We start from the raw sequence: 25855 nt of genomic DNA on the forward strand, positions 1-25855 counted from the left end.
ATGAGTTGCTGTCTCAACCCCGACTGTCAGAATCCTCTTAATCCTGATACGACAAAGTTTTGCCGAAGTTGCGGGACAAAACTCATGCCGTTGCTGAGAGGACACTATCGCATCATCCAGCTGATTTCCAATGAGGGAGGATTTGGTAGAACTTATCTGGCAGAAGACATAGACAAGATGAATGAACTCTGCGTCGTCAAGCAATTTAGGCCCCAAGTGCAGGGAACTGCGGCACTCAACAAGTCTATTCAACTGTTTAAACAAGAAGCAAAACGTCTGCAAGAGATGGGACATCATCCGCAGATTCCCACGCTCTATGGCTACTTTGAAGAAGGAAATTATTTATATTTAGTGCAGCAGTTTATCGATGGGCAGGATTTATTGCAGGAATTGGAACAACAGGGTGCTTTTAGTGAAAGCCAGATTCGAGAGATGTTACTAGATATCCTACCTGTTCTCAAATTCGTTCACGATCAAAAGATAATTCACCGAGATATCAAACCCGAAAATATTATGCGTCGCCGCTTAGCAACCGGAGGAAAGCAAGAGTTGGTACTGATTGATTTTGGTGCAGCTAAGCAGTTGACAGCAAAGGGTGCAACTCAACGAGGCACTAAAATTGGTTCTTTCGGATATACTTCCTATGAACAAATGCAGGGAGGTGAAGTTTCTCCAGCAAGCGATTTATTTAGTTTAGGTGTAACTTGTTTCCATTTACTCAGTAATTATAATCCCCATTCATTGTTTCTTGACTACGGTTATGATTGGGTTGGTCAATGGCGGAAGTACCTAAAGCATTCAATTAGTAGAAATTTAGGTAATGTATTAGATAAGCTATTGCAAAAAAATATTGATTTCCGCTATCACTCGGTAGACGAGATTATTCAAGATTTGATGTATAAGCCGCCAAATGTAACGCCTACAGTATTCGCATCGCCTAAAGCCAATAAATCTTTTAAAACTACAGCAATACCTAGTACACAGGTTGTTAAAAAAAACTTCAATAATCAATTTTTAGCAGGTAGTTCTACCTTACTGTTAGCATTAGTTGGATATGGTTATTTTAACTATCTTAATCTAAATTATTATGCAATTAGCAACCAAATATTAAGTCCGGGTTCACAAAACTTTAGCGAGAAATTTGCTTTTACAAATACTTTAAGGGGTCATTTAAAGTCGGTTGCTTCTGTCGCCATCAGTCCAGATGGAGAGATGCTAGCTAGCGGGAGTTTAGACAATACGATTAAATTGTGGAATTTGAACACCGGGCAGGAAATTTCTACTTTAAATGGGCATTCAAAATCTGTGGGTGCTGTTGCCATCAGCCCAGATGGACAAACGCTGGCTAGTGGGAGTTGGGACAACACGATTAGATTGTGGAATATTAAAAAAGCATATAAAACTCGCACGTTAGCAGGACATTCAAGCCAGGTTGTTTCTGTCGCTTTCAGTCCCAATGGAGAGATTTTAGCTAGTAGTAGTTTGGATAATACGATTAAACTGTGGGATTTAAAAACGGGTCAAGAAATTAACACGTTCACCGGGCATTCCAACTGGGTTATGTCTATTGCTTTTAGTCCAGATGGACAGACGCTGGCAAGTGGTAGTTGGGATAATACGGTTAAATTGTGGAATATAAAAACAGGGGATAAAATTCGCACGCTGACTGGACATTCAAACCATGTTAATTCTGTTGCCTTTAGCCCAGATGGACAGATGCTAGCGAGTGGCAGTTGGGATAATACGGTTAAATTATGGAATGTAAATACTGGGCAAGAAATTCGCACGCTGCATGGGCATTCAAAAGCGGTTTATTCTGTTAGATTCAGTCCAGATATGCAGACGCTTGCCAGTGGTGGTATGGACAATACGATTAAATTGTGGAATCCGAATACTGGCAGGGAACGCTACAGCCTTGAGGGGCATTTTAACAACGTTGTTTCCCTGGCTTTCAGCGGCGATGGACGGACTCTGGCGAGTGGAAGTCAGGACTTTAATGTCAAAATTTGGCGGATAGAGTAGCAATTTAAGACATTCGATTTGGGAATGGTAAGGCTAGCGATCGCTTCTAACATTTCTGATACCGCATCCCCGGCAATTGCGACACTAACCCCATAAGTTCTAACTGCAATAGCGCACTAGAGACTGAGTTTGCTGGCTTACCCGTTTGCTGCACAATTAAATCAAAAGCCGTAGGTTCTGAGGAAATCGCTTGCCAAATCTGTTTAAGTTCTGGTTCCAAATCTGGTACAGGAGGCTGATTAAATAAGTCTAGCTGTTGCACTGGGTCGAGTTTTGGAATCGCTCCCAGCATTTCTAATAAATGATTTTCATCTAGAAAAGGTGTCGCCCCCTTACTAATTAATTTTAAACAACCAAGCGACTGCCGATCGTCCAACCTTGCAGGCAAAGCATAGACATCTCGACAGAATTCATTCGCATAATCGGCAGTAATTAAGGAACCGGATCGCGTAGGCGCTTCCATCACCAGCACCGCACGACTCAAACCGGCGATAATCCGATTGCGAGGGGGAAAGTGTTCGCGCTTCGGTTGGGTACCAGCCGGATACTCACTCAGCGCTAACCCGCGATCGCATATCTGTTCGTATAGGGACTTGTTGCGCCAAGGATAGACGACATCCACGCCAGTACCGAAAACTGCCAGCGTCCGTCCCCCAGCTTCTATACAGACGCGATGCGCTTCCGTATCAATGCCATCTGCCATGCCAGAAACAATTGTGAAGCCGCTTTTCGTCAAAGCATCGGTGATTTTGCTAGTCCAGCGTCTGCCATATTCAGAGGGTTGGCGAGTCCCAACAATGCCAATCGTTGGCGTAATGCCATGATTTTCTTGGAGTTGCACTTTGCCGCGATAATACAGCACTGGCGGTGGGGTTGGCGTCTCTAGAAGTAAGCGGGGATAATCAGCATCTGCTGGCGTCCAAAAACAGGGATTTTTTACCAAGTGTTCTTCTAAAAATTGTTGGGGATGCAGGCGCAATCGCTTCTCTACCACCCCCTCAATCGTTTGACGCCCAAACCCCTCCACCTCCCTCAAGGCAGCTGGATTGGCTTTCCAGGCTTCACTGAGCGTGCCAAAATGCTGGTGCAAGCGCCTGAGCAAAATTGGGCCAATTCCAGGGATTTGCGACCATGCTAGCCAGAAGGCACGTTCTTCCATAATCTCTATGGCGTTTAATCGCTTTCCTCAAGCCTTCGCTGAATGCTGTTGTTTGAGATAGACAAACACCGACTTATCACCGATATCCGGTGGAATTTCTTGGGCAACCTTACGCAAGGCAAAGATGACAAATAGAATTGCCCAAACTGCCAATAATCCCCGTTCTACTGACACTGGCAATACACCCGTCAGGTGTCCCAACAGCAACATTGGCACCAAAGGGGTGAGAACTTTAGTTTCCAGGCGGTTGAAGCAAAAGGCTTCTTTGAAATAAATTCCTGTTAATGCCGCAAAGGTGAAGCCGACTCCAAACAGGGTTGCGGGGTGATTGTAGACAAATAGGGCGAGAGGTTCGCTACTTTGCAGCGCCAGCACAGTGGCTGATAAAACACCAATTGCCCAAAAAGCTTGCAGTAGTCGGTGTAGCGGTTCTAGGTAAATATGGATGGTCAATAAACTGACGCCCAACCCCAGACAGAAACAAGCGTACAGGGGGGTGAGGAGTGACAATCCTATGTTTGTCTTTAGCACCAGAAAGCTACCGAAAGCAAAGCTTAAAGCCGCTACCATTAAGCCACTGCGGTAAACGATCACGCCAGTGCGATCGCTCTCGGTTATCGTAAATTCTCCAAACTGACCTTGATAAACTGCCGAGTCAGACACATTTAACTGAGTCATAAAACCTATCCGAAAATTGGTATAGAATATCAGCGATGCGGATGTATAAATCCCGATTAGGAATTGAATGAATCCAGCTTAATTTTCACCTCATGTCCCCAGTCTAGTTGCAGTTGCGACTGAGCATTGCCTCCGTTGACGGCAATTTCGACCCAACCATGACTGCCAATTAAAGCGATCGCTTCTCCAGTTGGACTATCGCTATAAGTCTGGCAACTGGGTAGCGTAAACTTTCCCACAACCACAGACCAGATTTTTCCTTGGACAAAGGTTCCTGGAATATTTGTAATTAAGTTGCCAAAGCGATCGATATACTGAATGCAACCCGCAATACCCGCTTCTGTCTGGGTACATTCAGGGATGGGCAGTTGAACTAAGGTGGCTAAATCGATAGCGTTTCCCAGGTGTTCTAGCGGAACGCCGCTGGCAAGATGGGCACCTACGGGAGCAAAAATGTCTCGACCGTGAAACGTTGAACTGGGTTTGGTTGTGCGCCAATAGTTAGGGTTGGTGAGTTCGACGGCGGCAATTTCGGGTAAGGACGGGGCAATTCCATGACTACTCAGAATGCCACTAAACAGCCCATTATCGGGTCCCACCAGGAAACCATCTGCAAGTTTAACTGCGATCGCTCTGCGACTACTCCCCACTCCCGGATCGACGACAGCAATATGCACTGTCCCTTTTGGGAAATAAGGATAGGCATTCATTAAACAAAACCTTGCGGCTGTAAGATTCTGCCGGGGAATCTCATGAGTGAGATCCACCACCGTCAGCGTCGGGTTGATTTGGGCGATCGCGCCTTTCATCACCCCTACATAAACATCACTCAAGCCAAAATCGCTCGTTAGAGTAACGATCCGGTTTTGATACATCTTTGTTAAGAAGAATTCTTTGTGCCAAGCGCGGGTGCCATGCTGTTAATGCGATCGCGCGGTGGTTTAAACGTCTTGTTTGAACGTTTTCAGAGTCTAGCTTACCTTCAAGCAATGGCGATCGCGCCCAAAGCCGAATTCGTCACAGACCCTCAACCCTTAACCCTAGCGAACTAACTATGAATATTCTGTAACAATAACTACCGTTTTTCGGAGTTTAGGCTATAGTAGAAAAGTAGCAGATACCTCAAGTCGCGTAAAGAAAATGTCTATTATGAACGGAAGACGCCAAGATAACCAGAAAAATGCGGCTGCGGCTCACCGCGAAAATATTCAAAAAAGCTTGCAGCATCGTCTAGAAATCGCCAGATCCAAAGGCGACGAAGCCTTGATTCGCCAGTTGGAAGCAGAAGCTAACTACTTCCACTAAACCTGAAATAAGCGATACTCTCGGTCTTCAATGCCGAGCTTTCGGAGTCTGCTGTTTCCGTGCAAGTGTACTGGGGCAAAACCGCCACAAATGCCATACCATGCACGTTAATTCAATAAAACAAAAGGGGATGCCATTTACTAGGGCTATCCCCTTTTGTTTAGATCGTCTATCGATTCAGATCCTCGACTCCTCTCTCGAAGTCGGGGATCTCGCGTTTACGAATCATTTAGGATGGCGATATGGAAATGGGTAAAAGGAGAGAATTTGTCCCCACTGCTCCTAGCGCCCGCCCACTACGACATTTTTAATTCGCAGATGGGGACCCCCCACACTCACGGGTAGAGGCATTTGTCCGCCTTTACCGCAACCGCCGTTGATATAAATCGAGTCGTTCCCAATTGCCTCAATATCTTTGAGCGTTTGGAAGACATTGCCAGTCAGACTGACATCAGTAACTCTTTCAGCTATTTTGCCATTGCGAATCATATAGCCTTCCGCAGCGGCAAAGGTAAACATCTCGCCGTTGGTTTGTCCGCCAAGCATCCGCACCGCATAGACACCTTCCTCGATATCCTTAATCATGTCATCGAAGGAGTGTTCCCCCGGTTCAATGCCGGTATTGGTCATCCGCACTAACGGTGGATAAGTCGCGTTGAGTGCCCTAGCGTTGCCAGTGGGAGCTTCGTGCATCTTGCCAGCAGTTTCGCGGTTATGCAAGCGCTGGGTGAGGATGCCGTCTTTAATTAAATATTTGCGTTGAGCGGGGACGCCTTCATCGTCATACTTGAGAGAACCGGGTAAATCGGGCATCGTGGCATCATCAACCACATTCAGTTGCTTGATGGCTAAGGGTTTGCCTAGAGTTAGCAATTCCTGCATCCGGGGGTTTTCGTAGACAAAATCAGCTTCCGAAAGATGTCCAAAAGCTTCGTGAATGAAGACACCCGCGAGATAGGGGTCGAGAACGACCGTATATTGTCCGCCTTTGACTGATTTGGCTTCCAATTGACCGACAGCGCGTTTGGCAGCTCCCAGTACTTGGTCTTCAATTCCTTCGAGAATGTTATAGTCAGTGCGGGAATGGACAGATTCAAAGCCTTGGCGAGGGGCAGAACCTTCTTCACGAGCGATCGCCCCAAATCGACCTGACACATCCAACCGTTCTTGGGCAATACAGGTGCCGAGGGAATTGGCAAAATAGGTGATGCCGAAGCGATCGCGCAAATTCACCATTGTCGTTTGAATTCGGGGGTCGAAATCTAGCAGCAGTTGGTTATATCCCTCCAATAACCGCCGCTTTTCTGCCAGAGAAACCCCACGCGGATCGCGCCCGATTTCCACCGCCACATAATCTTGAATGGGTTCCACTGGCGCTAGCATCGTCGTTTCTTTTCCGACCAGATGCGCTTGAGAAACCGCTTCTTCAATCCGGTCTTTCAACTCGGCTAAACCATTGAAAGTGACAAAACTCCAGCCGCCCTTGTGGCAAGCGCGAATGCCCCCAGCCAGGGTAAAGTTACGATCTACGGCATCCAGCTGATGACCGCGAAAGGAGATAGAGGTAGACTCACTTTGTTCTAAGCGAATTTCTAGGTAATCTACCGCTGTAAGGTAAGGAGCGATCTCTGCCTGCAACCGATCTTGCATAGAAGTTTCCACTTTTTAATCCTTTTATTTAGTTATTTAGCCTCTGATAGGGATTCTAGGCGATTGTTAGGGCAGGCTGCTTAAATCGATTGGCGCTGAATTGTTGCCTAATTTGTCCTAAACCGAAGACGAAATCAGATTAATTATCGGATTTCTCGCTTCAGTTAAAAATTTGTCTATATTTACCTTTGCAACATCTAGCTCAGCGGATTATGGTTGCAAGGAGAAAACGTCTCGCATTTTGAACCCCTAAACCGCCTATTATGTCCCAAACTCGGCTTTGGCGATACTTAGCCAGCGTCGCCATACTGACTGCCATCTACGTTGGTGCAGCAAAACTATCACTAGCGCTTCCGGTGTTGAATAAGTACGTAACGCCGGTTTGGCCTCCGGCTGGGATTACTCAAGGCGTGCTGTTTATCGGGGGGCGTAAACTTTGGCCTGGAGTCGTGCTGGGTGAATTTTTATTTGCCAAAGTAGTTCTGCACGTACCCCTATCTGTTGCCATTGCCAGCAGCTTGGTTGCCGCCTTACAGGCTCTAGTCGGGGTCACGTTGCTTCGTTCGATTCGTTTGCGCCCCTCTCTGGATCGCCTGCGAGATGTTTTCGGTTTTCTCAGCCTGTCTGTGATGCTGTCTACTCTAGTCGCTTGCACTCTGGGTTTGACGACTCTTTGCTTGGCAAATCTTATCCCTTGGGGCGACTATGCGACGACGTGGTGGACGTGGTGGTTAGGGGATGGCATGGCAGTTTTAGTGTTAGTCCCCGCGATCTTAACTTGGAGTGTCCTTCCCCGCTTAGAGATACGACGAGAGCGAGTCATTGAGGCAATAGTCTTGCTGATTTTACTGACAACCGTTACGCAGTCAGTTTTCTTTGCCAAAACTGCTACAGCGATCGCTCACTATCCGCTTGCCTATCTCCCCTTTCCTTTGGTCGCTTGGGCAGCGCTCCGATTTAATCAGCAAGGCGCTGTACTGGCAACTCTACTGGTCTCCTGCATTGCTATCTGGGGCACCGCCTTGGGGGATGGGCCGTTTGCGGCAGTTGCCATTAATACCGACCAAGCTTTGCAATTTTTACAAGCCTTTATGGGCGTTATCGCAGTCACTGCTTTAGTTTTGGGGGCAGCGGTTTCCGAACGCGCCTCAGCCGAAGCGTCACTGCGATCTAGCGAAGCCAGTCTCGCCAACGCGCAACGTATCGCTCATCTGGGTAACTGGGATTTAGACCTGGTTAAACAACAACTGCGATGGTCGGATGAACTTTATCGCATCTTAGGTTTTACTCCAGCCGACTTTGAGCCAAGTATGGAACGATTCCTGATATCCGTTCACCCAGATGACCAAGAACGGGTCAGAGCATTAATAGACGCCGCATCGTATTCCAACCAACCCTTTAGCACTGACTTTAGAGTTGTTTTATCTAATCATTCTGAGCGCATTGTCCACGGAACTGGCGAAATTATTCAGGAGCAAGGTGGGAAAGCCGCTCGACTTATTGGCACTATTCAAGACATTACAGAACAAAAAAGAATCGAGCAGGCACTACTGCAATCAGAAGCTCAATTACTCGAACTCGCCCACAGCCTCGATCGGAAAGTAACCGAAAGAACTCTGGAGTTAGAAGAAAAGAATGATGAACTCGCGCGATCGCTCACCTCGCTCAAACAAACCCAACAGCAATTAATCCAAGCTGAAAAAATGTCGAGCTTGGGGCAATTAGTAGCAGGAATTGCTCATGAAATTAATAACCCTATTAACTTTATCACTGGCAATATTAGCCATGTTACTGCCTACATTCAAGACCTCCTCGACATCCTCAACCTTTACCAGCAAAACTATCCCACCCCACCCCCGGCGATCCAAGCGTATACCGAAACGGTTGAACTAGACTTTGTGATTGAGGATTTACCAAATCTTCTAGAGTCGATGAAAACAGGTGCAGAACGCATCCGTCAGATTGTGCTTTCCTTACGTAGCTTCTCCCGTCTCGATGAAGCCGATATGAAGCCGGTGAATATTCATGAAGGCATCGAGAGTACGTTACTGATTTTACAGCGTCGCCTGAAAGCGCGTCCGGGGCATCCAGGCATCGAAGTGGTTAAAAATTATGGTGATTTGCCACTTGTGGAGTGCTATCCGAAACAACTCAATCAGGTGTTCCTCAACCTGCTTAGTAATGCCATTGATGCCTTAGAGGAAAAAATGAAAGAGCAAGAAAAGGTAAAGGATGAAAGTTCCTTTTCATCCTTTTCACCCCACCCTTTTGCGATCGCCCTCACCACCCAGATGCTGTCACCCACTCAGGTGCAGATTGGAATTTCCGATAATGGCATCGGCATGGCTCCAGCAGTTAAGAACCATATTTTTGAACCATTCTTTACCACTAAACAAGTCGGCAAAGGCACTGGCTTAGGTTTATCGACTTGTTATCAAATTGTGGTAGAAAATCATCGAGGACAACTCATCTGTCTATCACAGCCAGGATTGGGGGCAACATTCCAGATCGTCATCCCTCTGCGGCAGAGTGGTCATCCCTAAAACAGTGGTTATACTGGTAGCTTCAATGACTATGTAATGTGAACCAAAACTGCTGATTCAACAATCAGACAGCACGTATGAAATTTGAGCTAATTCGCTGGACATCTCATATACTGCGGGTTTTGTCCCGCAATCTGGACTGGATGACGTGGAATCTATTTCTGGCGTTTATCCCTCTGCTGTTGAGTATTTGGCTATTTCGCAGCAGGCAAAAGCGATCGCCGATCTGGTGGGCGGGAGTCTTAGTTTTTGTAGCGTTTTTGCCGAATGCGCCCTATTTGTTGACAGATATCATTCACTTGATTCATGATATTCGCGCTAACTACTCGGTGTGGATAATTACGCTGATTCTCATCCCCCAGTATTTGCTAGTTATCCTAGCTGGCTTTGAAGCTTACGTTATATCTTTAATTAATCTGGGTTACTATTTACATCGTCACGAACGTAGCAAATACATCCTTTGGATGGAGCTAACTTTGCATGGTCTTAGCGCCGTTGGCATTTATTTAGGACGATTCCTACGCTTCAACAGTTGGGATTTTGTTACTCAACCGGATGCTGTATTCACTAGCGTGCTGGATGACTTAGTCGGTAAATGGCCTGTAGTGGTTATGGCTGTCACCTTTGTGGTAATTGCTGGCTTGTACTGGCTGATGAAGCAGGTGACTTTGGGGATAATATTGCGAAGACGGTTAAAAGCTATCCAGCCGCGCTCTAATCAGAATCATACAGACTCCCCGACTGCTTAAGCGTTTGCCTCTTTCAAGCTAAGCCGAGAGAGAATCAATCAATTTAGATATCAATCTCATCAGCCGCGAATAGACGAACTGCTTTCACAAGATCCGCAGGGGTGCCGATATCCAGGTAAGTTCCATCCGGAAACGTTTCGGCTTCTACCCGCAAGCCGCTGTCAATCGCCGCCTGAACCACATCGCTAATCGGTAACTCTTTCGCCTGTGGCACTTGCCCAGCTTGGATTGCAGCGAGATACTCGTGCATGAATTGGGTAAATACTGGCGTCCAAACCGCGATCGCCCACATATACTTTAAATCGCTAATCGGTGGTTTTTCGACCACGAAGTGGACTCGTCCTTCGGCATCAAAATCAACCATCCCGGCTTTATGAGGCTGATCGTTCGGGAATAATCCCAAAACCGCATCGGCATTCCCAGCCGCAAGCCTTGCCAGTAAACGCACAAAGGCGTCTTCGGGCTGAAAAAGGATGTCGGGAAAGCCCAGTGCTACTACCGCGTCTTGCACGAAGGGATAGGCTTGATCCAAGGTATAAGGAACGCCATAAGGCAGCCCCAGCATGAGATAGCCGAGGTTCATGTCTAGCAGGGTGCCGTCCCCAAAATAAGCCGGAATATCCCATTTTCCCGGACGCAGTACGGTGTATGCCTTCTTAATCCCTGCCAACCGCATTTTCTCTAGTAGGTAATGACTCACGACTTTGGGGCGTAAGGTGCCGCTATCCACCGGGCGAAATCCAATCGGGTACAGCTCTTTGCTCATCGGTAAGGGGGCGATTCGCGTTGCTTGCCCTCCTGCTGGTAGCAGTCCAATGACTTCCCGCTGGTGAATGCGATCGCTATCCATCATAAAAATGCCGATTGCTGTGGAATAGAACAGGGAAACCCTCAATCTTCTTATTCTCCCTGAATCTTTTTGACAGAGAAAGACTTGCTGGGATTTTTGCTGGGATTTTGGTCAGGTGTGCGCCGAACTTCCTATCAAAAGAAAGATGGCATCGCACCTGTCTTAGTCTGAAATGAACTTAGGTTGGGTTTTGCACTTAAGAATTTCCCGCAGCCGCAACCATAATTATTTCCCCAGAAGGGCGGATTTCCTATATGGTTTTTTCCGCCATATCTTTCTTTAGAGATTGCCAATTTTTGCTGTCCTTTCTGAATATTTTTGAAAGGAGTCCAATCAGATGCCGTTATTGTCCACTGATGCATTAAAAAGCTTGATAGAAAATTCTGCGAGTCCTTGTATCTCCATTTATATGCCGATGGAAAAGGCAGGGCCAGAGGTTCGACAAAATCCGATTCGCTTCAAGAATCTCATGCGTGAGGCTGAGAAACGTTTGGAAGAAATGGGGATAGACCAAGATGAGGCGAGGGCATGGCTTGAGCAAGCGAATACGATTGATAACCCTGAGTTTTGGGAAGAAAACCAAGGTGAGGGGGTAGCAATTTTTATCTCTCCCGAACTCTTTCGTTACTACCAGCTTCCCACTGATGTTGAAGAATTGGTAATGGTTAGCGATCGCTTCCATATTAAGCCGCTGTTACCTATCGTCAACAACGATGGACGGTTCTACATCCTAGCCCTTAGCCAAAAGGATGTCCGGCTGCTTCAGGCAACGCGCACCACTGTCAAAGAGGTACATATTGAAAACTTGCCGAAAAGCAAGGATGAAGCCCTCCAATATGACGCGACTTCCAAGGACGGTCAGATCCGGATTGCCACTTCAAAAGGGGGAACGAACAATACTTTTCAGCAACCTGGTAGTTTCCACGGGCAGGGAAGCCCGGATCAGGATGATATCAAGAAGGATCTCCTGCAATTTTTCCATCAGATTGATGGTGCATTGCACGACTTCTTTCGGAATAAGAAAGGACCTTTGGTATTAGCGGGAGTTGAGTATCTTTTCCCGATTTACAAAGAGGCAAATACTTACCAACATTTAGTAGAAGAAGGGATTACTGGAAATCCAGAAATATTTAAGCCAGAAGAATTGCACGAACTCGCTTTACCGATTGTGGACTCTCTGTTAAAAGAGGATATTGAGGGGGTTGTAGAAGAATACAAGGAACTGGCTGGAAACGATACGAGTAAAGTATCCCACGATATCAAAGAAATCATCCAATCTGCTTATTATCACCGGGTTGATTCTTTGTTTGTGGCGGTCGGCGAACAGCGTTGGGGTCACTTTGACCCTGAGACAATGACCGTAGATTTACACCCTGAACCACAGGCGGACGACGAAGATATGTTGGATTTTGCCGCTACTCATACAATTTTGAACGGTGGTAAAGTCTATGCAGTGGAGCCGGAAAAAGTGCCGGATGAGGCTCCGGTGGCGGCGATTTTCCGCTATTAATTAGCAATTGGCTGTGATTGATCGCAGCGTTTTAAAATTGCTAAGTTTGTCAACCCCCCGGCTTCCCCAAGGGCGGGGGGTTGCATATAAGTAATTTCAGTCGAGAAATCATAAGCAATTTCAGTAAAGAAATTGTTCGGATCGCAATCGTGGGGAAAAATAAAAATTTCCTTCCCCTCTTTCAGTGCATTTTGGTGAAGCGCGATCGCTTCTACCAACGGACAAAACATAATTGGAATCCATCTGCCACTGTAAAAACAGACAACGACGCGGCTCATTGTGTACTCTTCCAGCAGGAGTGGATTTCGCCAAGGTGAAACCACACGAATTCTATGATAGGTATACTCTTTAGTTGTTTACGATTAGAAGCGAAAGCGCAACAACCTTAAGGAGTATTTATTAATCTTTATCAAGAGAGAATTGTTAGGAAAATCGGTTGTAAGACAACCCTTGAATCAGACAACCCTTGAAATAGAATGACTCTAGACAAGGGGCAAAAAGTGGGCGTAGATTTAAGACCCTCTCTACCAGATATTTGCTGAAGGCTATCTATTGATTCAACTGACGACGGGCGGCTGCTAAGAGAAGGCGTTGTTCGGCACGCGCGATCGCGTTATAGGTTCGCTCAACCGCATCTAATTCCACAGAAATTGAGGGAATACCCCACTGGACAAGCCGATCGATCAACTCTGGGTATTGAGCCGGTGCTTGACCGCAGATACAGCAGGGAATTCCTGCCTGTTTTGCCATTTGGATGAGTTGCGCGATCGCTTGCGTGACTGCTGGATGACGCTCATCAAACGCCGCCGCCATCTGCGCTTGGTCTCGGTCAGCCCCTAACAGCAGCTGGGTGAGATCGTTAGTGCCGATCGAGATGCCTTGGACGCCTGCTTTCACGTAATCTGGGAGCAAAAATAGCACCGACGGCACTTCAGCCACGATCCAGAGTTGGAATTGAGGCGATTGGCTGAGTCCGGCTTGCTCAACTCGGTGGCGACAGAAGGAAAACTCTTCCACTGTGCGGACAAAAGGCAACAGCAGGCGGACATTGGTATATCCGGATTGCTGCACCTGTACTAAAGCTGCCAGTTCTACATCAAACAAGGCGGGATTGGAAACATAGCTAAATGTTCCCCTCATCCCAAGCATCGGATTGGCTTCGGGCTGCGCCAAAGAACCACCGACTAAGTATTGAAATTCATGCGATCGCAAATCTAGAGAGCGATAAAATACGGGTCGCGGCGCAAATGCCTCAGCAAACTGACACAGTTGCTGGGCAAGAATTTCCCTCAACTCGTCTTCACGCTGCATCTGGAGCCATCGCTGAGGATGTTGTCCCTGCAAAACTTCCAGCAGCATCAGTTCAGAGCGCAATAATCCCACTCCATCCACCGGCATCTGAGCCGCTCGTTTGATACTGTTGGGTTGGCTAAGGTTGACCAACAGTTGAGTCGCTAGAGGAGGGAAGAGGACTGAGGGCTGAGGCGTGGGAAGTGAGGGGTGAGGACTGAGCGAAGAGGACTGAGGCGTGGGGAGTGCGGCGTGAGGAACAATTTTCTCGCGATCGCCTGCGTGAGCCTCAACGCGATAAACGGCTCCTTTGTCACCATCCACTAGTACGGCGTCGCCGGTTTTAATGAGCTGGGTGGCACCGACAGCACCAACAACCGCTGGAATGCCTAATTCTCTGGCAATAATCGCAGCGTGACAAGTCATCGCACCCTGTTCGGCAACCACAGCGACAGCCTGTTTTAGTAGTACCAGCCGATCGGGAGTAATGCTTTTGACGACTAAAATCTTCCCATTCACGGGCGAATATTCATCTCCAGGGGCATTCGGAAAGTGGAGATGATTGGAATCGGTTAATACATGAGCGATCGCAATCGTCCGTCCCACTGACGCTCCCAGCCCCTTGATCAACGGCTGTAAATCTGTTTCTGGCACTGTAGGCGATTTCTCTTCCTGTAGACGATGCTGATGGGGTGAAAAGAAGGATGACGGAGGGAGCATAAAGGAAGCATGACTGATTTCTACTGAATGCTGTAAAGATTCCTTAACCGCTGCTACTTTAATTTTGGACTCCTTCAAGCTCATGGCTGAGTGACCAACACTCGCTTGTGTGAGATACAACTGGTCGCCTTCATTTTCTTTTCCTGGAGAGAGCGTCCACTCCAAAGTAAAAGTTGGGCCGAGATCAGTCGTCAGTTGCTTCGCCAGTTGAATGAGAACATCTAGGTGATTTTCTTCCAGAGCGTAATATTTTTGTTGTTCTTCGCTGAGCAGATAAGCTTCTAGACAACTATCGACACTCAACGGTGAGTGGTGGGTGTCCCCAAAGTTCTCCAGACGATAAGCACGGGTTTTACTGCCCAGATATCGAGTTTGCACTTCCCCCGTTTCGGGTTGCACCTGGTATAAATCTGGAATCACTTCTCCCAAGACCAGCGCCTTGCCCAGTCCCCAAGTTGACTGAATTTCCCAGCAATCTGGAGTCGCGTGAAGAGTCCCGGAAGCGATCGCATCTAAGACGGGTTGCACTAAAATTGCCAAGTTCAGCTGAGCCGTCTGGATACCCGAACAGTGCCAGTAAAACAGACTTCTGGCACGAAACAGCTCTGCCCAAGCCAGCTTCAAACCCATCGCCAAGCTCTCTGGCGTCGCCAGACAAACGTGGGATTCTAACAGTCCAGACTCTGGTAAAACCACCCGGCTCGTCGTCTGGACTTTGGACGCCGGATCTAAAGCCAAAGAGGGGCGCAAAATCAGCACCTTCGTTTGCCAATGCGCTTGTGCCGATTCTATTTCCGAGACCCAAGATGCTGGTAACGTAGCGGCTGTAATTTCCTGTCGAATCGTTTGAGCAACGCTCTGTAGCTGGCGAGGATTATCTACATCCAGATGTAGCGAAGAATAGGGTAGGTCTAAGCCAAGCGGTGCCGACCATTGAATACTTTCGAGAAATTGACGGGCTGCGGTTGCCGGAACGACAAAACCGGGCACGACCGGATAGCCACGCTGCATGACTCGGCTTAAGTAAAAAGCTTTATCGCCTACCAGCGTGCGGTCGAAGGGTTTAATGTGGTCGAGCCAGTGGAGTTTGTCCACTCAGGTGAAAGGATAAAAGGGAACAATGAATCATAACTTATATTAATTATTCATCAGTTCTCAATCTTGGCTCTTCACTCCTCAGTCCTAACTCTTGACTCCTCCTGTCCTTTTAACAGAGGTAGCCGCACTGTAAAAGTGGCTCCGAGTCCTTCCCCAGGGCTTTCAGCCCTGACAGTGCCACCATGCAGTTCTACAAGATAGCGGACAATCGCGAGTCCCAGTCCCAAACCTCCGTGCGATCGCGTGATTGTACTATCAGACTGACGGAACAAGTCAAAGACATGGGACAAAAAGTCAGGGCTAATTCCCGCTCCGGTGTCGCTGACTTGGATTTGAGCATAATCGGTGATAGGTAATGGGTTAAATTCTTCTCCATTCTTCATTGCCCATTCCCGATTCCCTATAACAATGGACAATCGCACCGTTACCTGTCCGCCGTTGGGTGTGAACTTGAAGGCATTTGAGAGCAGATTTGACATCACCTGCTGCAATCGGATGGGATCGCCTTGGACACGTCCGCAAGAAGGGTCTAGCACTGTCTCTAGTTGTATTTCCCGTGTCTGAGCGGTTTCCAGTACAGAATTAATGGAAGTTTGAATCACCGGAATCAGGTCAACTGCGAGGAGATGGAGGGGCAAGTTCCCCCGGATCATGCGCGAGACATCCAAAAGCGACTCAATCAGCTGCGTCTGCGCCTTGGCATTGCGCTCGATGGTTTCCAGGGCTTGCGCCGTCCGTTTTTCATCAAACTTGCGGCTGCGGAGCAGCTGTGCCCAACCCAGGACGGCGTTGATGGGAGTTCGCAGTTCGTGGGAGACAATCGCTAGAAACTGATCTTTCATGCGATTGGCTTCTTGAGCTTCGTGGTAAAGTCGCGCATTGTCTATCGCCAGGGCAGCGCGGTGAGCCAGTTCAGACGCTAAGGAGAGATCCGCCTGATTGTAGTGGCGACCCGATTCGGCAGTAATAAAGGCGATCGCTCCCAAGATGCGTCCACGGGCAATTAACGGTAGGCACATATAAGATTTGAAATCTGCCTTACGGAGGATTTTCAAGTGTTCCGAATTGCGGGCGATCGCGACGAGCAATTCGTCGGGAATCTCCGGAGCGAGTATTGCCTCACCCGTATGCAATACTTTCGCCAAACCACGGGGAACCTTGGGATCGAAGGGATAGCGACGCTCTACCTCCCATGCCAGATCAACCTTTGAGGAGTCTGAGTGGGCAACCGCCCGTTGGCGAATCGAGCCATCTGGCTCTACTGTATGGACGGCGCACCAGTCGGCAAGGTGCGGCACCGCCAGATTCACAAGGCGTTCTAGGGTGGCTTGATAATCCAGCGAGTCAGATAGCACGACGCCCGCTTCCGAGAGGAATTGCCGTGCCTCTTCCGCGCGTTTGAGATCGTCAATGTCGGTGCAAGTCCCGAACCACTTGACAACCCATCGATGGCGATCGCGTAGCGGCAACGCCCGAACCAGATGCCAGCGGTAAACTCCATCTGAGGCTCTCTTAAAGCGGCATTCGGCTTCGTAAGTCTCACCCGTATCAACAGCATTGTTCCAGCCGTCTATCGATGCCTGCAAATCGTCTGGATGGAGTATAGGCTGCCATCCCCAGCCTTGGGCTTGCTCCAGCGTCGTTCCCGTGTAGTCAAACCAGCGTTGGTTGTAGTAATCCACTGCCCCATCTGGCTGTGCCGTCCACACCATCTGCGGAATCGCTTCTGCGAGGGAGAGATAACGCTGCTGTGCCTCTTCTGCTTGGGCACGCGCTTCCTGTTCGCGGACGAGCCGAAGGCGTTCTTTCTCAGATTTCTTGCGGCTGGTGATGTCCTCAATCACATACGCAAATTTCGGATGCAAATTAGAAGATCCTTCAATGGAGCAGACGCTAGCAGATAGCCACTTCTTACCCAAATCAGTCTCGTGAGGATATTCAAAGCGGATGGTTGTCTGGGTGCGTTGAGCCAACCGATATTGATGAACCCATAACCGCAGGTATTGCGGTGGGACTCCCAAATTGCTACTCAGTCGATTTTGCATCACTTCAGGAGTTAACCCAAAGAACTTTGCTGAGGTGGAATTATCAGAAATATGCAGGATGTCATCTTCCACCAGCTCGACAATTCCCATCATCAAGGATGCACTATCGAAGAAGCTGCGAAGGATGGATCTTTCCCATTTGAGTTCTTGAAGTGCTTGGTAGCGCTGGGTGATGTCCTGAACGAGAGCCACGAAGTAATCAATTGAGCCGTCAGTAAGGCGCACGCAGCGAGTCGAGATGCTGGCGTGGATCGTTTGACCATCTTTGCGGATAAACCGCTTGTCTATGGAGTAGGCTTCAATTTCCCCTGCTAAAACCCGCTGGAATTGCTCTACATCGGCTGGCAAATCATCGGGATGAGTTAATTGATCCCAGGTCATTTGCCTGAGTTCTTGCCGGGAATAGCCAAAGATGTCGCATAATTTATCGTTGGCTTCTAGCCAACCTTTGTCCGGCGAACTGATGGCAATCCCGACTAAAGGAAGTTCAAAGTAGCTGCGGAAGCGTTGTTCGCTCTTCCGCAGTTCTTGTTCGGCTTGTTGGGCGAGGGCAATTTGTTCTTGAAGTAATTCATTCGCTGTTGCGAGTTCGGCAGTTCGTTCGCGAACCCGAATTTCTAAATTTTGATGGGAAGACTGCAATTCGCGCTGGCGGGAGGCGAGTTCTTTAGCTAAGGTGGCGAGGTCTATATCTAGGGTTTGTAATTCTTGCTGAAGTATCTCGCGGGTGCGTTTCATGGCGATCGCATTCCCTACTCGTGCCCGAAGTTCCTCGATATGGAAGGGCTTCATCAGGTAATCCTGTACCCCATCTCGTAACATCTGCACCCGTAGCTCGTTGTCTGCTTTCGCCGTGAGCAGAATAATCGGAATCATATCGAGTTCTTTGATGGCTCTGACTTCCCGCACTAGCTGGTCGCCGTTCATTTGAGGCATCATCACATCGGTGAGGATTAAGTCAGGGCGCAGGGCGATCGCTTTGTCCAATCCTTCTTGCCCATTCCGGGCGGTCACAACCCGATTTTCTGGTGCTAAGCTCTCGGCGATGAACCGATTCATTTCCGGGTTGTCCTCAACTACCAGCACGAGTGGGGACTGAGGATTTTGACCGGGCTGGTTTGAGGGGAAAATGGCTGATGACAGGTAATTAAATCCCGATTCCAAATCGTTGGGTTGATGCCGCAGTTCCGCCATTACAGAACGGGCAATTTCCTGGTAATTTGTGGATGTTTCCGCCTGAGGCGATGGCGTCGAATCGATTTGAAGATTTGTCGAAGTCAGCTTATCTGAGTCTGTAGCAGCTGGTTGCGCGATCGCCATCGTCTCCCCATCCCGACGAATAAGACCGCGATTCCCATCTGGTACTGGCAACCCTTGTGCATTGGTACTTAGAACGCCTGAGGGTGCTGCTTGCGGCATCCTGGTCGTGAAAACGGCCCCGCCTTGTGGAGCTTGGTTAACTTCTATGGAGCCGCCGTGCAATTCGACGAACTCCTTAACAATGGCTAGCCCCAGACCAGTACCGCCAAATCCTTGCTGAGTAACGAATTCCTCTTGGCGATACGGCTCGAAAATGACTTCCCGGAGTTCCGGTGGCACGCCTGGGCCAGTGTCTTCAATGGTGAGGGTGAAGGATGAAGACGAGAGAGAATCAAAGGGGAAGATTTGCGCGTCTACGTCCCTGCACTCCTGAGGACTGACTTCCGCAAGGATGCAGCGGATACTACCCCCGATCGGAGTGAATTTGAAAGCGTTGGAAAGTAAGTTGAAGCAGATGCGCTGCCACTTATCCGGATCGACACTCGCCCTAAGAGATGGAGGAGCTTCGACCAGGAAGGATATCTGACGGTCTTCTGCAATGGTTTCAAAGTTAGCAGCAATCAGCCGCACCAGCTCAGCCACGTCACTGAGTGCGTAGTTCACTTCCATTTTGCCTGCCTCTAGCTTGGAGACATCCAGCAAATCGTTGACCCGTTTGAGCAAGATACGGGCGTTACGATCCACCAATTCTAGGTCGTGGCGTTGTTCTTGGTTGGTCAGATTCGGCTGGGAGAGCAGTTTCTCCGTTGGCCCTAAGATTAAAGCGAGTGGTGTCCGCAGGTCGTGGCTAACGTTGGCAAAAAATTGGGTTTTTAATTGGTCGAGTTCCTTGAGCTTTTGGTAAAGCGTCTCCAACTCAAGGTTTGCCGTTTCTAGTTGGAGTTTACGATCTTCAGCGATTTTTGCAGAGGCAATCAGCGTTAGGACTTGAGGAACTAATGGCGGCAGTACAAAGGCTGTCGTCACTGAAGCGATCGCTGTAATTAATTTAATCGTTCCCGATAGCCAATAAACGGGCATCCACAGTGTCCACACTTCTATAAAATGAGTGGCACCGCAGGCAATAATGAAGCATCCAAAGGCGATAAATACTGAATCAAAGGGAATATCTCGACGAGCTTTGTGAACTAAATAAACTAGGGTGACTGAAATCGAAACATACGCCAGTCCGATTAACGTATCGGTGGCAACATGAAGTGACACCAGCCCTGGTTTCCACAAGTAGCAATGACCATGCGGGATAAAACCATTCGCTGCAAAAAGATTGTTTAATAATTCCGGCCATAGCCACAGACCCAGCAAAGTACAAATAGATACTGCTAGCCCGTAGCCGAGACCGGCCCAAGGTATGATTTGCATAGATTGCTTTTCCCCTCCTGATACTATTTTGAGGGTTAAATCCCGACTTTGGGGATCGCTCCGCTCTGGTTCTTTCAGCCAATTGAGCAAGCAGTGCGTCTAGCGGATAAGCTTAGCGATCGCTTCTGCTAACAGGGTGGGTTCAACTGGCTTAGCGATGTGTCCATTGAAACCCGCATCGATCGCCCTCTGGGTATCTGCCTGACTGGCATAGGCGGTGAGTGCGATCGCTGGCAGCCGTCTCACTCGTTCTACCGAATGGTTCCTGACTTTGGCAATTAGCGAATAGCCATCCTCTAAAGGCATTCCGATGTCGCTGATCAGAACATCCGGATGAAATTGTTCGAGTGCTTCTATGGCATTCAGAACGGATGCAACAGCGAGGATCTTTGCCTCATACTGTTCCAAGGCTGTGGAAAGAAATTCTCGCGCGTCTGCTTCATCGTCTACGACCAGTATCCGCAATCCACTCAGAATGTTCAGGACAGGAGGAGTGAGAAGTGAGGAGTAAGGGCTGAGAGAAGAGGAAGATGGAAGAGGACTGAGAGAAGAGGAAGAGGGGTGAGGGAAGAAGGGTGAGGGAAGAGGGGTGAGGGAAGAGGAAGAGAAATTTTGGGATTTCTCATTTGCTTCTTCTGGCTCAATCTGCATTTCCTGCCGCTGCGCTAACGTTCCTGAAGATTTTAGTCCCACTTGTGTCCTTTCTAAGAGTGGCAACCGCACGGTAAAGGTCGCTCCCAGTCCTTCCCCAGGACTCGTGACTTCAATCGTGCCGCCATGCAGTTCCACCAGTTGGCGGACGATGGCTAACCCTAGCCCCAAACCTGCTTGCGATCGCGTTGTTGTACTATCCGCTTGCCGAAAGCGCTCGAAGACGTAGGGCAAAAAGTCAGGACTAATGCCCAATCCGGTGTCGCTGATTTGGATTTGGGTGTGGTTGGGAATGGGGAATGGGTTCGATGGGTTGCCATTCCCGATTCCCGATGACTCATTCCCCTTGACCGTTGACAACTTCACTGCCACTCGTCCGCCTTCCGGTGTGAACTTGATGGCATTGGAAAGCAGATTCCAGACGACTTGCTGCAAACGTTCGGCATCACCCATCACTACGCCAGTATCAGGCGCGAGTATTGACTCTAGAGCGATCGCTTTGGCTTCGCAGGAAGGTAAGACAGTATTGATGGATGACTCAATCACCGATATCAGGTCAACTGGGCGAATATTCAGGCGGATTTGCCCGCGAATTAGGCGCGAGACATCTAATAAATCCTCAATCAGTTTTACCTGTGACTTGGCGTTGCGCTCGATTGTCTCTAGCGCCCGCGCGGTGGTAGTTTCATTGAGTTTCCGCGTCCGGAGCATCGTCGCCCAACCCAGCATCGCGTTTAAGGGCGTCCGCAGCTCGTGGGAGACGACTGCCAGAAATTCGTCTTTGATCCGACTAGCTTTTTCTAATTCTTCTGCCTGTTGTCGCAGGGTTGCCTCTAACTGCTTGGCGCGAGTGATGTCCTCGGCAATACCAACAATGCGGTAAACTTCTCCCTGGTCGTTTTGGATCGGAAAAGCGCGATCGCGTATCCAGCGCTCCTCGCCGTCGGGTCGGGCAATCCGATACTCTTGATCGTACTTTTCGTAGCTCTGCTTTTTCGCCGCAGCGATTACCCGCTCTCGATCCTCTGGATGGATGGAATTCACCCAGGATGAAGGGTCTTCGTAAAGGCTTACGGTCGTGCGACCCCAGATTTTTTCATAGGCGGGACTGACATAGAGTAACTGTTTCGCAGCGTCCGAACGAATCCAGAACACTTCATCGATGTTTTCTGCCAGCTGACGAAACCGCTTTTCACTTTCTTTGAGTGCTTCCTCTGCACGCTTGCGTTGGGTGCGGTCAAGGACAAAAGCAACGCAACTATCGAGGGATTCTTCTAACCGAGCCAACCCGACGAGAACTGGAACGCGGCTGCCATCTTTACGAACGTATTCTTTTTCCCAAGGCGTACACGTCCCAGAGTTCAGCATTTCCTGGTTTTTGTGCCGATCCAAATCGTCGAATTCCTCCGGGGTCATGATATCCCAACGCACTTTGCCCGCTTGCAGCTCTTGGCGGGTGTAGCCGAGCAGATTCAAAAAGGCGTCGTTAGTATCGGTGACATTCCCATTAAAGTCCGCAAACACGACGCCGATGATATTGGATTCCACCAGACGCCGAAATCGGGCTTCGCTTTGCCGCTTTGCCTCTTCGGTGCAGTGACGCTCAATGGCGATGCCTGCCAGATTGGTCGATATCCCAACCAGTTTCTGGTCGTGCAAACTAGGCTGTTGCGGCTTGCGGTAATACATCGCAAAAGTGCCTAAGATATCTCCATTCGTGGCAAAAATCGGGACTGACCAACACGCTTGGAATCCATGAGACAAGGGCAAATCTTTGTATTCTGCCCACAGGAAATCGTTGGCAATATCCGACACAATTACTGGTTCGCGCCGATAAACCGCCGTACCGCAACTGCAAGCTACAGCACCGATAGGAATCCCATCAGGGACTGCTTGAAAGTAGCTGTCTGGAATGCTCGGTGCTGCACCGCGATAGAGTTTTTGCTTTTCTTTGTCCATCAGCAGAATGGAACACAGAGCGCCATCCGACTGTTGTTCGATCAACCGGGCGAGAACATCCAGCACGGAGGGGAGGGCGGCACCTTTGGCAATCATTTCCAAGACCGTGTTTTGCGTCGCTAACAAAGCTTGGTTTGAAGAGCGCTGGGTGATGTCCAAAAAGGTGACAACAGCAGCGACGAGTTTGCCCGCGCGATCGCATACCGGAGAGGAGCTGACGTGCATCGTGCCCCGCGTATCATCCCCCCGCAAAAATTGAATTTCTTCATCAATGACGACTTCGCCGGTGCTGATGGAACGTGCCAAAGGCCATTCCTGTGGCTGATAAGGTCGCCCGTCAGCGTGAAAGCCTTGGTACTCGCGGTACTCCTCAATATCCCTAGATTGCCGAAAAGGATGACGCCAAATTAGATCCACCTGCTCGTTGCCGAGGATCAGCTTCCCGGAGGGAGCTTCGGCAACGATCGCGCCGATTGGCATTTGCCGCAGCACCGCTTCTAGGAGGGCGCGTTCGGTTTCTAATTGCGAATGAGCGCGATCGCATTCGTCTTGAGCAATCCGGCTTTCACTGATGTCTAAAGTACAGCCAACCACGCGCACTGCACGCCCGTCAGCATCTCGCACAATTAGCCCTCTATCCCAAACATATAGATACCGATCGTTTTTGTGGCGAATCCGATATTCAACGGTAAAACTACTACTGGCGGCAATCTTGCTGTTGACTTCGTCGTGTACCCGCTGCCGGTCATCTGGATGAATCCGCTCCATCCACCACTGGACAGTTGTTTGGGCTTCTTCAACTTGATAGCCTAGAACCTCACTCAGCCCCCGTGTCCTTTCTATCGTGTTCTGAACCAGATCCAATTCGTAGATAATCCCATTAATTGCCGCAGCCGCCAGCTCAAAGCGCTCGTTCGCCCTCCTCAGCTTTTCCTCGATCTGTTTACGTTCGCCCAGTTGCTGATTCAGAATGTCGTTGGTCGCCTCTAGTCTCAAAGCTTGTTCGGCGCGGCGCTTGAGAACCCCGACCATCAACACCAGCGCTGGCGTGGTGAAGGCTAGCACGAGCAAGTGACGGGCGTTTTCGTCCGTGTACGTAAACAGGTGTCCGGGGGTGGAAAAGAAGCCAAGGGCATACACCAGCGAAATCGCCGCGCTAATTAACCCAGCGGAAAAACTGCCGCTGAAGGCAGCATAAACAACCGTGGTGAGGTAAATTGGGCCTGGGTTGGGGATGGCAAATTTGGTCTGAGACAGCATCTCAATGGCGGCAAGCGTCACCACTGTTAGGATGGGGCCAATGACCTGCGACCAGAAGCGCGTGTTCGACGACTTCTTTCTGACATGATTAGAGTCAGCCATTATCCTGGGGATTTAGTTAATTTTTTAGTGTAATTCGGTGTGGAAGTTTAAAAAAACGCTGATTCTTAAAGTTAGATTCCTTAATTTTTTACAAAATTAAGCTGGGCGTCACTTGCGCGATCGCTCAAAAATCTATTTGTATTTTAAAGAAATCTCCCCCAAGGAGGACGTATTAACAATGGCGCAATGGAGTCGGACTCTAAAAGGGTTGTTAAATCTATTTCTGAAGTCCAACTGCCCACTTTGCCAGCGCCCGACTTCTGAAGAATTTTGTGAAGACTGTCAGCGGCAACTTCAACGCTGTCAGATGTCCAATCCTAACCAATTTTGGCAAGGGCAACTACCCGTGTTTGCTTGGGGCGGATATGGAGGGGCAATCAAGAGAGCGATCGCTGCCCTAAAATATGAAAACCATCCCCAACTGGCTCGTCCGTTGGGTCATTGGCTTGCTCAAGCGTGGCTGAATTCTCCGGTATCCCCTGAGAGCAGATTAACCGTAGTACCCATCCCGATGCACCCCTCCAAGGTACGTCAGAGAGGCTACAATCAGGCAGATTTATTGGCTCAAAGCTTTTGCGATTTCACCCGCTACCCGATGCGATCGCTGGGTTTGGAACGGGTACGGGAAACGGAGGCTCAGTTTAGCTTATCTGGCACCGAGCGAGAAAAAAACTTAACGGGAGCTTTCTCACTTGGAAAAGAATTTCTTCGTAGCCGTCCATCTACGCCAGTGCTGTTATTAGATGACATTTACACCACAGGCGCGACGGCTCAAGCTGCTGCTAAAACACTCGCTCAGCATGGCATTCAAGTCTATGGTTTGGTTGCAGTCGCCACTCCTAAAAGGGTGAAGGGTGAATGATGGTTGATACGAACCAATTAGCCATTACTCATGATACCCGGTGTGCAACTTTCTGTATTTTCGCCCAATCAATGGGCAGGGCTGATTGATTGAACAGAGAAAAAAGAAAATAGAGGAAGTGGTTGTTGTCTACCCTCCAATGAGCAGCCTGATAGAACATCTGCAACAAATCCGAGATTTCCGTACCCAGCCACGCTATCCCCTGTGGGTAGTACTGGTGCTGGTACTCATGGGGACAATGAGTAATTGTTTAGGGTATCGAGCGCTAGAAGACTTTGTTGAGCGCCACCAAAAAGCCTTGCTGGAGTTAATGGAGCTGCCTCAGACACGACTACCATCTTACTCGACGATTCGACGAGTGATGGTGAGGATTGACTTTTTGGAATTGACCAAGGCGTTCAATGCTTGGGCAAGCGAGACCTTCGGAGTGTCCCTAAGCGAGCAAGTAGCGATGGATGGCAAGAGTATTAAAGCTAGCGTCAAAGACTACGACAATGCCTATCAAGATTTCGTTAGTGTCGTATCGGCATTTAGGATTCAACAAGGCGTGGTGGTAGGATTACAACCCATGCACAATCGTCAGGAAAGTGAAATTGCCACAGTGCAAAGCTTGTTGAATGTTTTACAACTCAAAGGTGTCTGTTTCAGTATGGATGCCTTACACGCCCAAAAAAAACCATCCAGCAAATCATCGACAGTGGTAATGACTACTTAATTGCTGTC

General features: G+C 48.8%; 17 protein-coding genes. 8 read left to right on the top strand and 9 right to left on the bottom strand.

What is annotated here, in order from left to right; all coding sequences use genetic code 11:
- Complete coding sequence (locus tag H6H02_RS21000; RefSeq protein WP_190821407.1) at nucleotides 1–2022, top strand: serine/threonine-protein kinase; 2022 nt, start codon at nucleotides 1–3, stop codon at nucleotides 2020–2022.
- A 46-nt stretch (nucleotides 2023–2068) separates the two neighbouring features.
- On the opposite strand, the gene dprA is transcribed toward H6H02_RS21000, so the two are convergent.
- From dprA to H6H02_RS21015, 3 genes are read right to left on the bottom strand one after another with little or no spacing between them, the layout of a single operon-like run.
- Nucleotides 2069–3184 (bottom strand): DNA-processing protein DprA, encoded by a 1116-nt coding sequence (gene dprA / locus H6H02_RS21005; protein ID WP_190821409.1) that lies wholly within the window; start codon nucleotides 3182–3184, stop codon nucleotides 2069–2071.
- Nucleotides 3185–3208: 24 nt separating this feature from the next.
- Nucleotides 3209–3859 carry a DUF2301 domain-containing membrane protein gene (locus H6H02_RS21010; protein WP_190821373.1) on the bottom strand — a complete coding sequence of 217 codons (651 nt, stop codon included), beginning with the start codon at nucleotides 3857–3859 and terminating at the stop codon, nucleotides 3209–3211.
- Nucleotides 3860–3915: 56 nt separating this feature from the next.
- Nucleotides 3916–4734 (bottom strand): SAM-dependent chlorinase/fluorinase, encoded by an 819-nt coding sequence (locus H6H02_RS21015; RefSeq protein WP_190821375.1) that lies wholly within the window; start codon nucleotides 4732–4734, stop codon nucleotides 3916–3918.
- Nucleotides 4735–4755: 21 nt separating this feature from the next.
- On the opposite strand from H6H02_RS21015, the gene H6H02_RS21020 reads away from it, so the two are divergent.
- Together H6H02_RS21020 and H6H02_RS21025 are read left to right on the top strand one after the other, a co-directional pair.
- Complete coding sequence (locus H6H02_RS21020; protein WP_190821377.1) at nucleotides 4756–4911, top strand: hypothetical protein; 156 nt, start codon at nucleotides 4756–4758, stop codon at nucleotides 4909–4911.
- An 88-nt stretch (nucleotides 4912–4999) separates the two neighbouring features.
- A complete protein-coding gene (locus H6H02_RS21025) occupies nucleotides 5000–5164 on the top strand; it encodes a hypothetical protein (protein ID WP_190821379.1) in 165 nt (54 codons plus the stop codon).
- A 282-nt stretch (nucleotides 5165–5446) separates the two neighbouring features.
- Here the strand turns inward: H6H02_RS21025 and H6H02_RS21030 are convergent, their stop codons facing one another.
- Nucleotides 5447–6814: a TldD/PmbA family protein gene (locus H6H02_RS21030; protein WP_190821411.1), complete on the bottom strand. Its 1368-nt coding sequence runs from the start codon at nucleotides 6812–6814 to the stop codon at nucleotides 5447–5449.
- A 263-nt stretch (nucleotides 6815–7077) separates the two neighbouring features.
- Between H6H02_RS21030 and H6H02_RS21035 the strand changes: the two genes are divergently transcribed.
- The gene (locus H6H02_RS21035) at nucleotides 7078–9357 is read left to right on the top strand and encodes an MASE1 domain-containing protein (protein WP_190821381.1); all 2280 of its coding nucleotides are present in this window, start codon (nucleotides 7078–7080) and stop codon (nucleotides 9355–9357) included.
- 77 nt (nucleotides 9358–9434) lie between these two features.
- Nucleotides 9435–10106: a DUF1361 domain-containing protein gene (locus H6H02_RS21040; protein WP_190821383.1), complete on the top strand. Its 672-nt coding sequence runs from the start codon at nucleotides 9435–9437 to the stop codon at nucleotides 10104–10106.
- A 43-nt stretch (nucleotides 10107–10149) separates the two neighbouring features.
- Here H6H02_RS21040 and H6H02_RS21045 read toward each other — a convergent pair whose 3' ends face one another.
- Nucleotides 10150–10941 (bottom strand): sugar phosphate nucleotidyltransferase, encoded by a 792-nt coding sequence (locus tag H6H02_RS21045; RefSeq protein ID WP_190821413.1) that lies wholly within the window; start codon nucleotides 10939–10941, stop codon nucleotides 10150–10152.
- 352 nt (nucleotides 10942–11293) lie between these two features.
- On the opposite strand from H6H02_RS21045, the gene H6H02_RS21050 reads away from it, so the two are divergent.
- Nucleotides 11294–12466, top strand: coding sequence for a hypothetical protein (locus tag H6H02_RS21050; RefSeq protein ID WP_190821385.1), 1173 nt, complete (start codon nucleotides 11294–11296; stop codon nucleotides 12464–12466).
- Here H6H02_RS21050 and H6H02_RS21055 read toward each other — a convergent pair.
- The 4 genes from H6H02_RS21055 to H6H02_RS21085 form a co-directional block, all read right to left on the bottom strand.
- Nucleotides 12463–12744, bottom strand: coding sequence for a hypothetical protein (locus H6H02_RS21055; RefSeq protein ID WP_206757304.1), 282 nt, complete (start codon nucleotides 12742–12744; stop codon nucleotides 12463–12465). The genes H6H02_RS21050 and H6H02_RS21055 overlap by 4 nt on opposite strands.
- A 271-nt stretch (nucleotides 12745–13015) precedes the next feature.
- The gene (locus tag H6H02_RS21060) at nucleotides 13016–15571 is read right to left on the bottom strand and encodes a putative PEP-binding protein (protein ID WP_190821389.1); all 2556 of its coding nucleotides are present in this window, start codon (nucleotides 15569–15571) and stop codon (nucleotides 13016–13018) included.
- A gap of 74 nt (nucleotides 15572–15645) precedes the next feature.
- Nucleotides 15646–20298: an ATP-binding protein gene (locus H6H02_RS26785; protein WP_199329416.1), complete on the bottom strand. Its 4653-nt coding sequence runs from the start codon at nucleotides 20296–20298 to the stop codon at nucleotides 15646–15648.
- Nucleotides 20299–20397: 99 nt separating this feature from the next.
- Nucleotides 20398–24270 carry a PAS domain-containing protein gene (locus H6H02_RS21085; RefSeq protein ID WP_190821391.1) on the bottom strand — a complete coding sequence of 1291 codons (3873 nt, stop codon included), beginning with the start codon at nucleotides 24268–24270 and terminating at the stop codon, nucleotides 20398–20400.
- A 178-nt stretch (nucleotides 24271–24448) separates the two neighbouring features.
- On the opposite strand from H6H02_RS21085, the gene H6H02_RS21090 reads away from it, so the two are divergent.
- Together H6H02_RS21090 and H6H02_RS21095 are read left to right on the top strand one after the other, a co-directional pair.
- A complete protein-coding gene (locus tag H6H02_RS21090) occupies nucleotides 24449–25132 on the top strand; it encodes a ComF family protein (protein WP_190821393.1) in 684 nt (227 codons plus the stop codon).
- A 139-nt stretch (nucleotides 25133–25271) separates the two neighbouring features.
- Nucleotides 25272–25847 carry an ISAs1 family transposase gene (locus tag H6H02_RS21095; protein WP_190821395.1) on the top strand — a complete coding sequence of 192 codons (576 nt, stop codon included), beginning with the start codon at nucleotides 25272–25274 and terminating at the stop codon, nucleotides 25845–25847.
- The last annotated feature ends 8 nt before the right edge of the window (nucleotides 25848–25855 follow it).

It is taken from the genome of Coleofasciculus sp. FACHB-1120 (assembly GCF_014698845.1).
GTDB lineage: Bacteria > Cyanobacteriota > Cyanobacteriia > Cyanobacteriales > FACHB-T130 > FACHB-T130.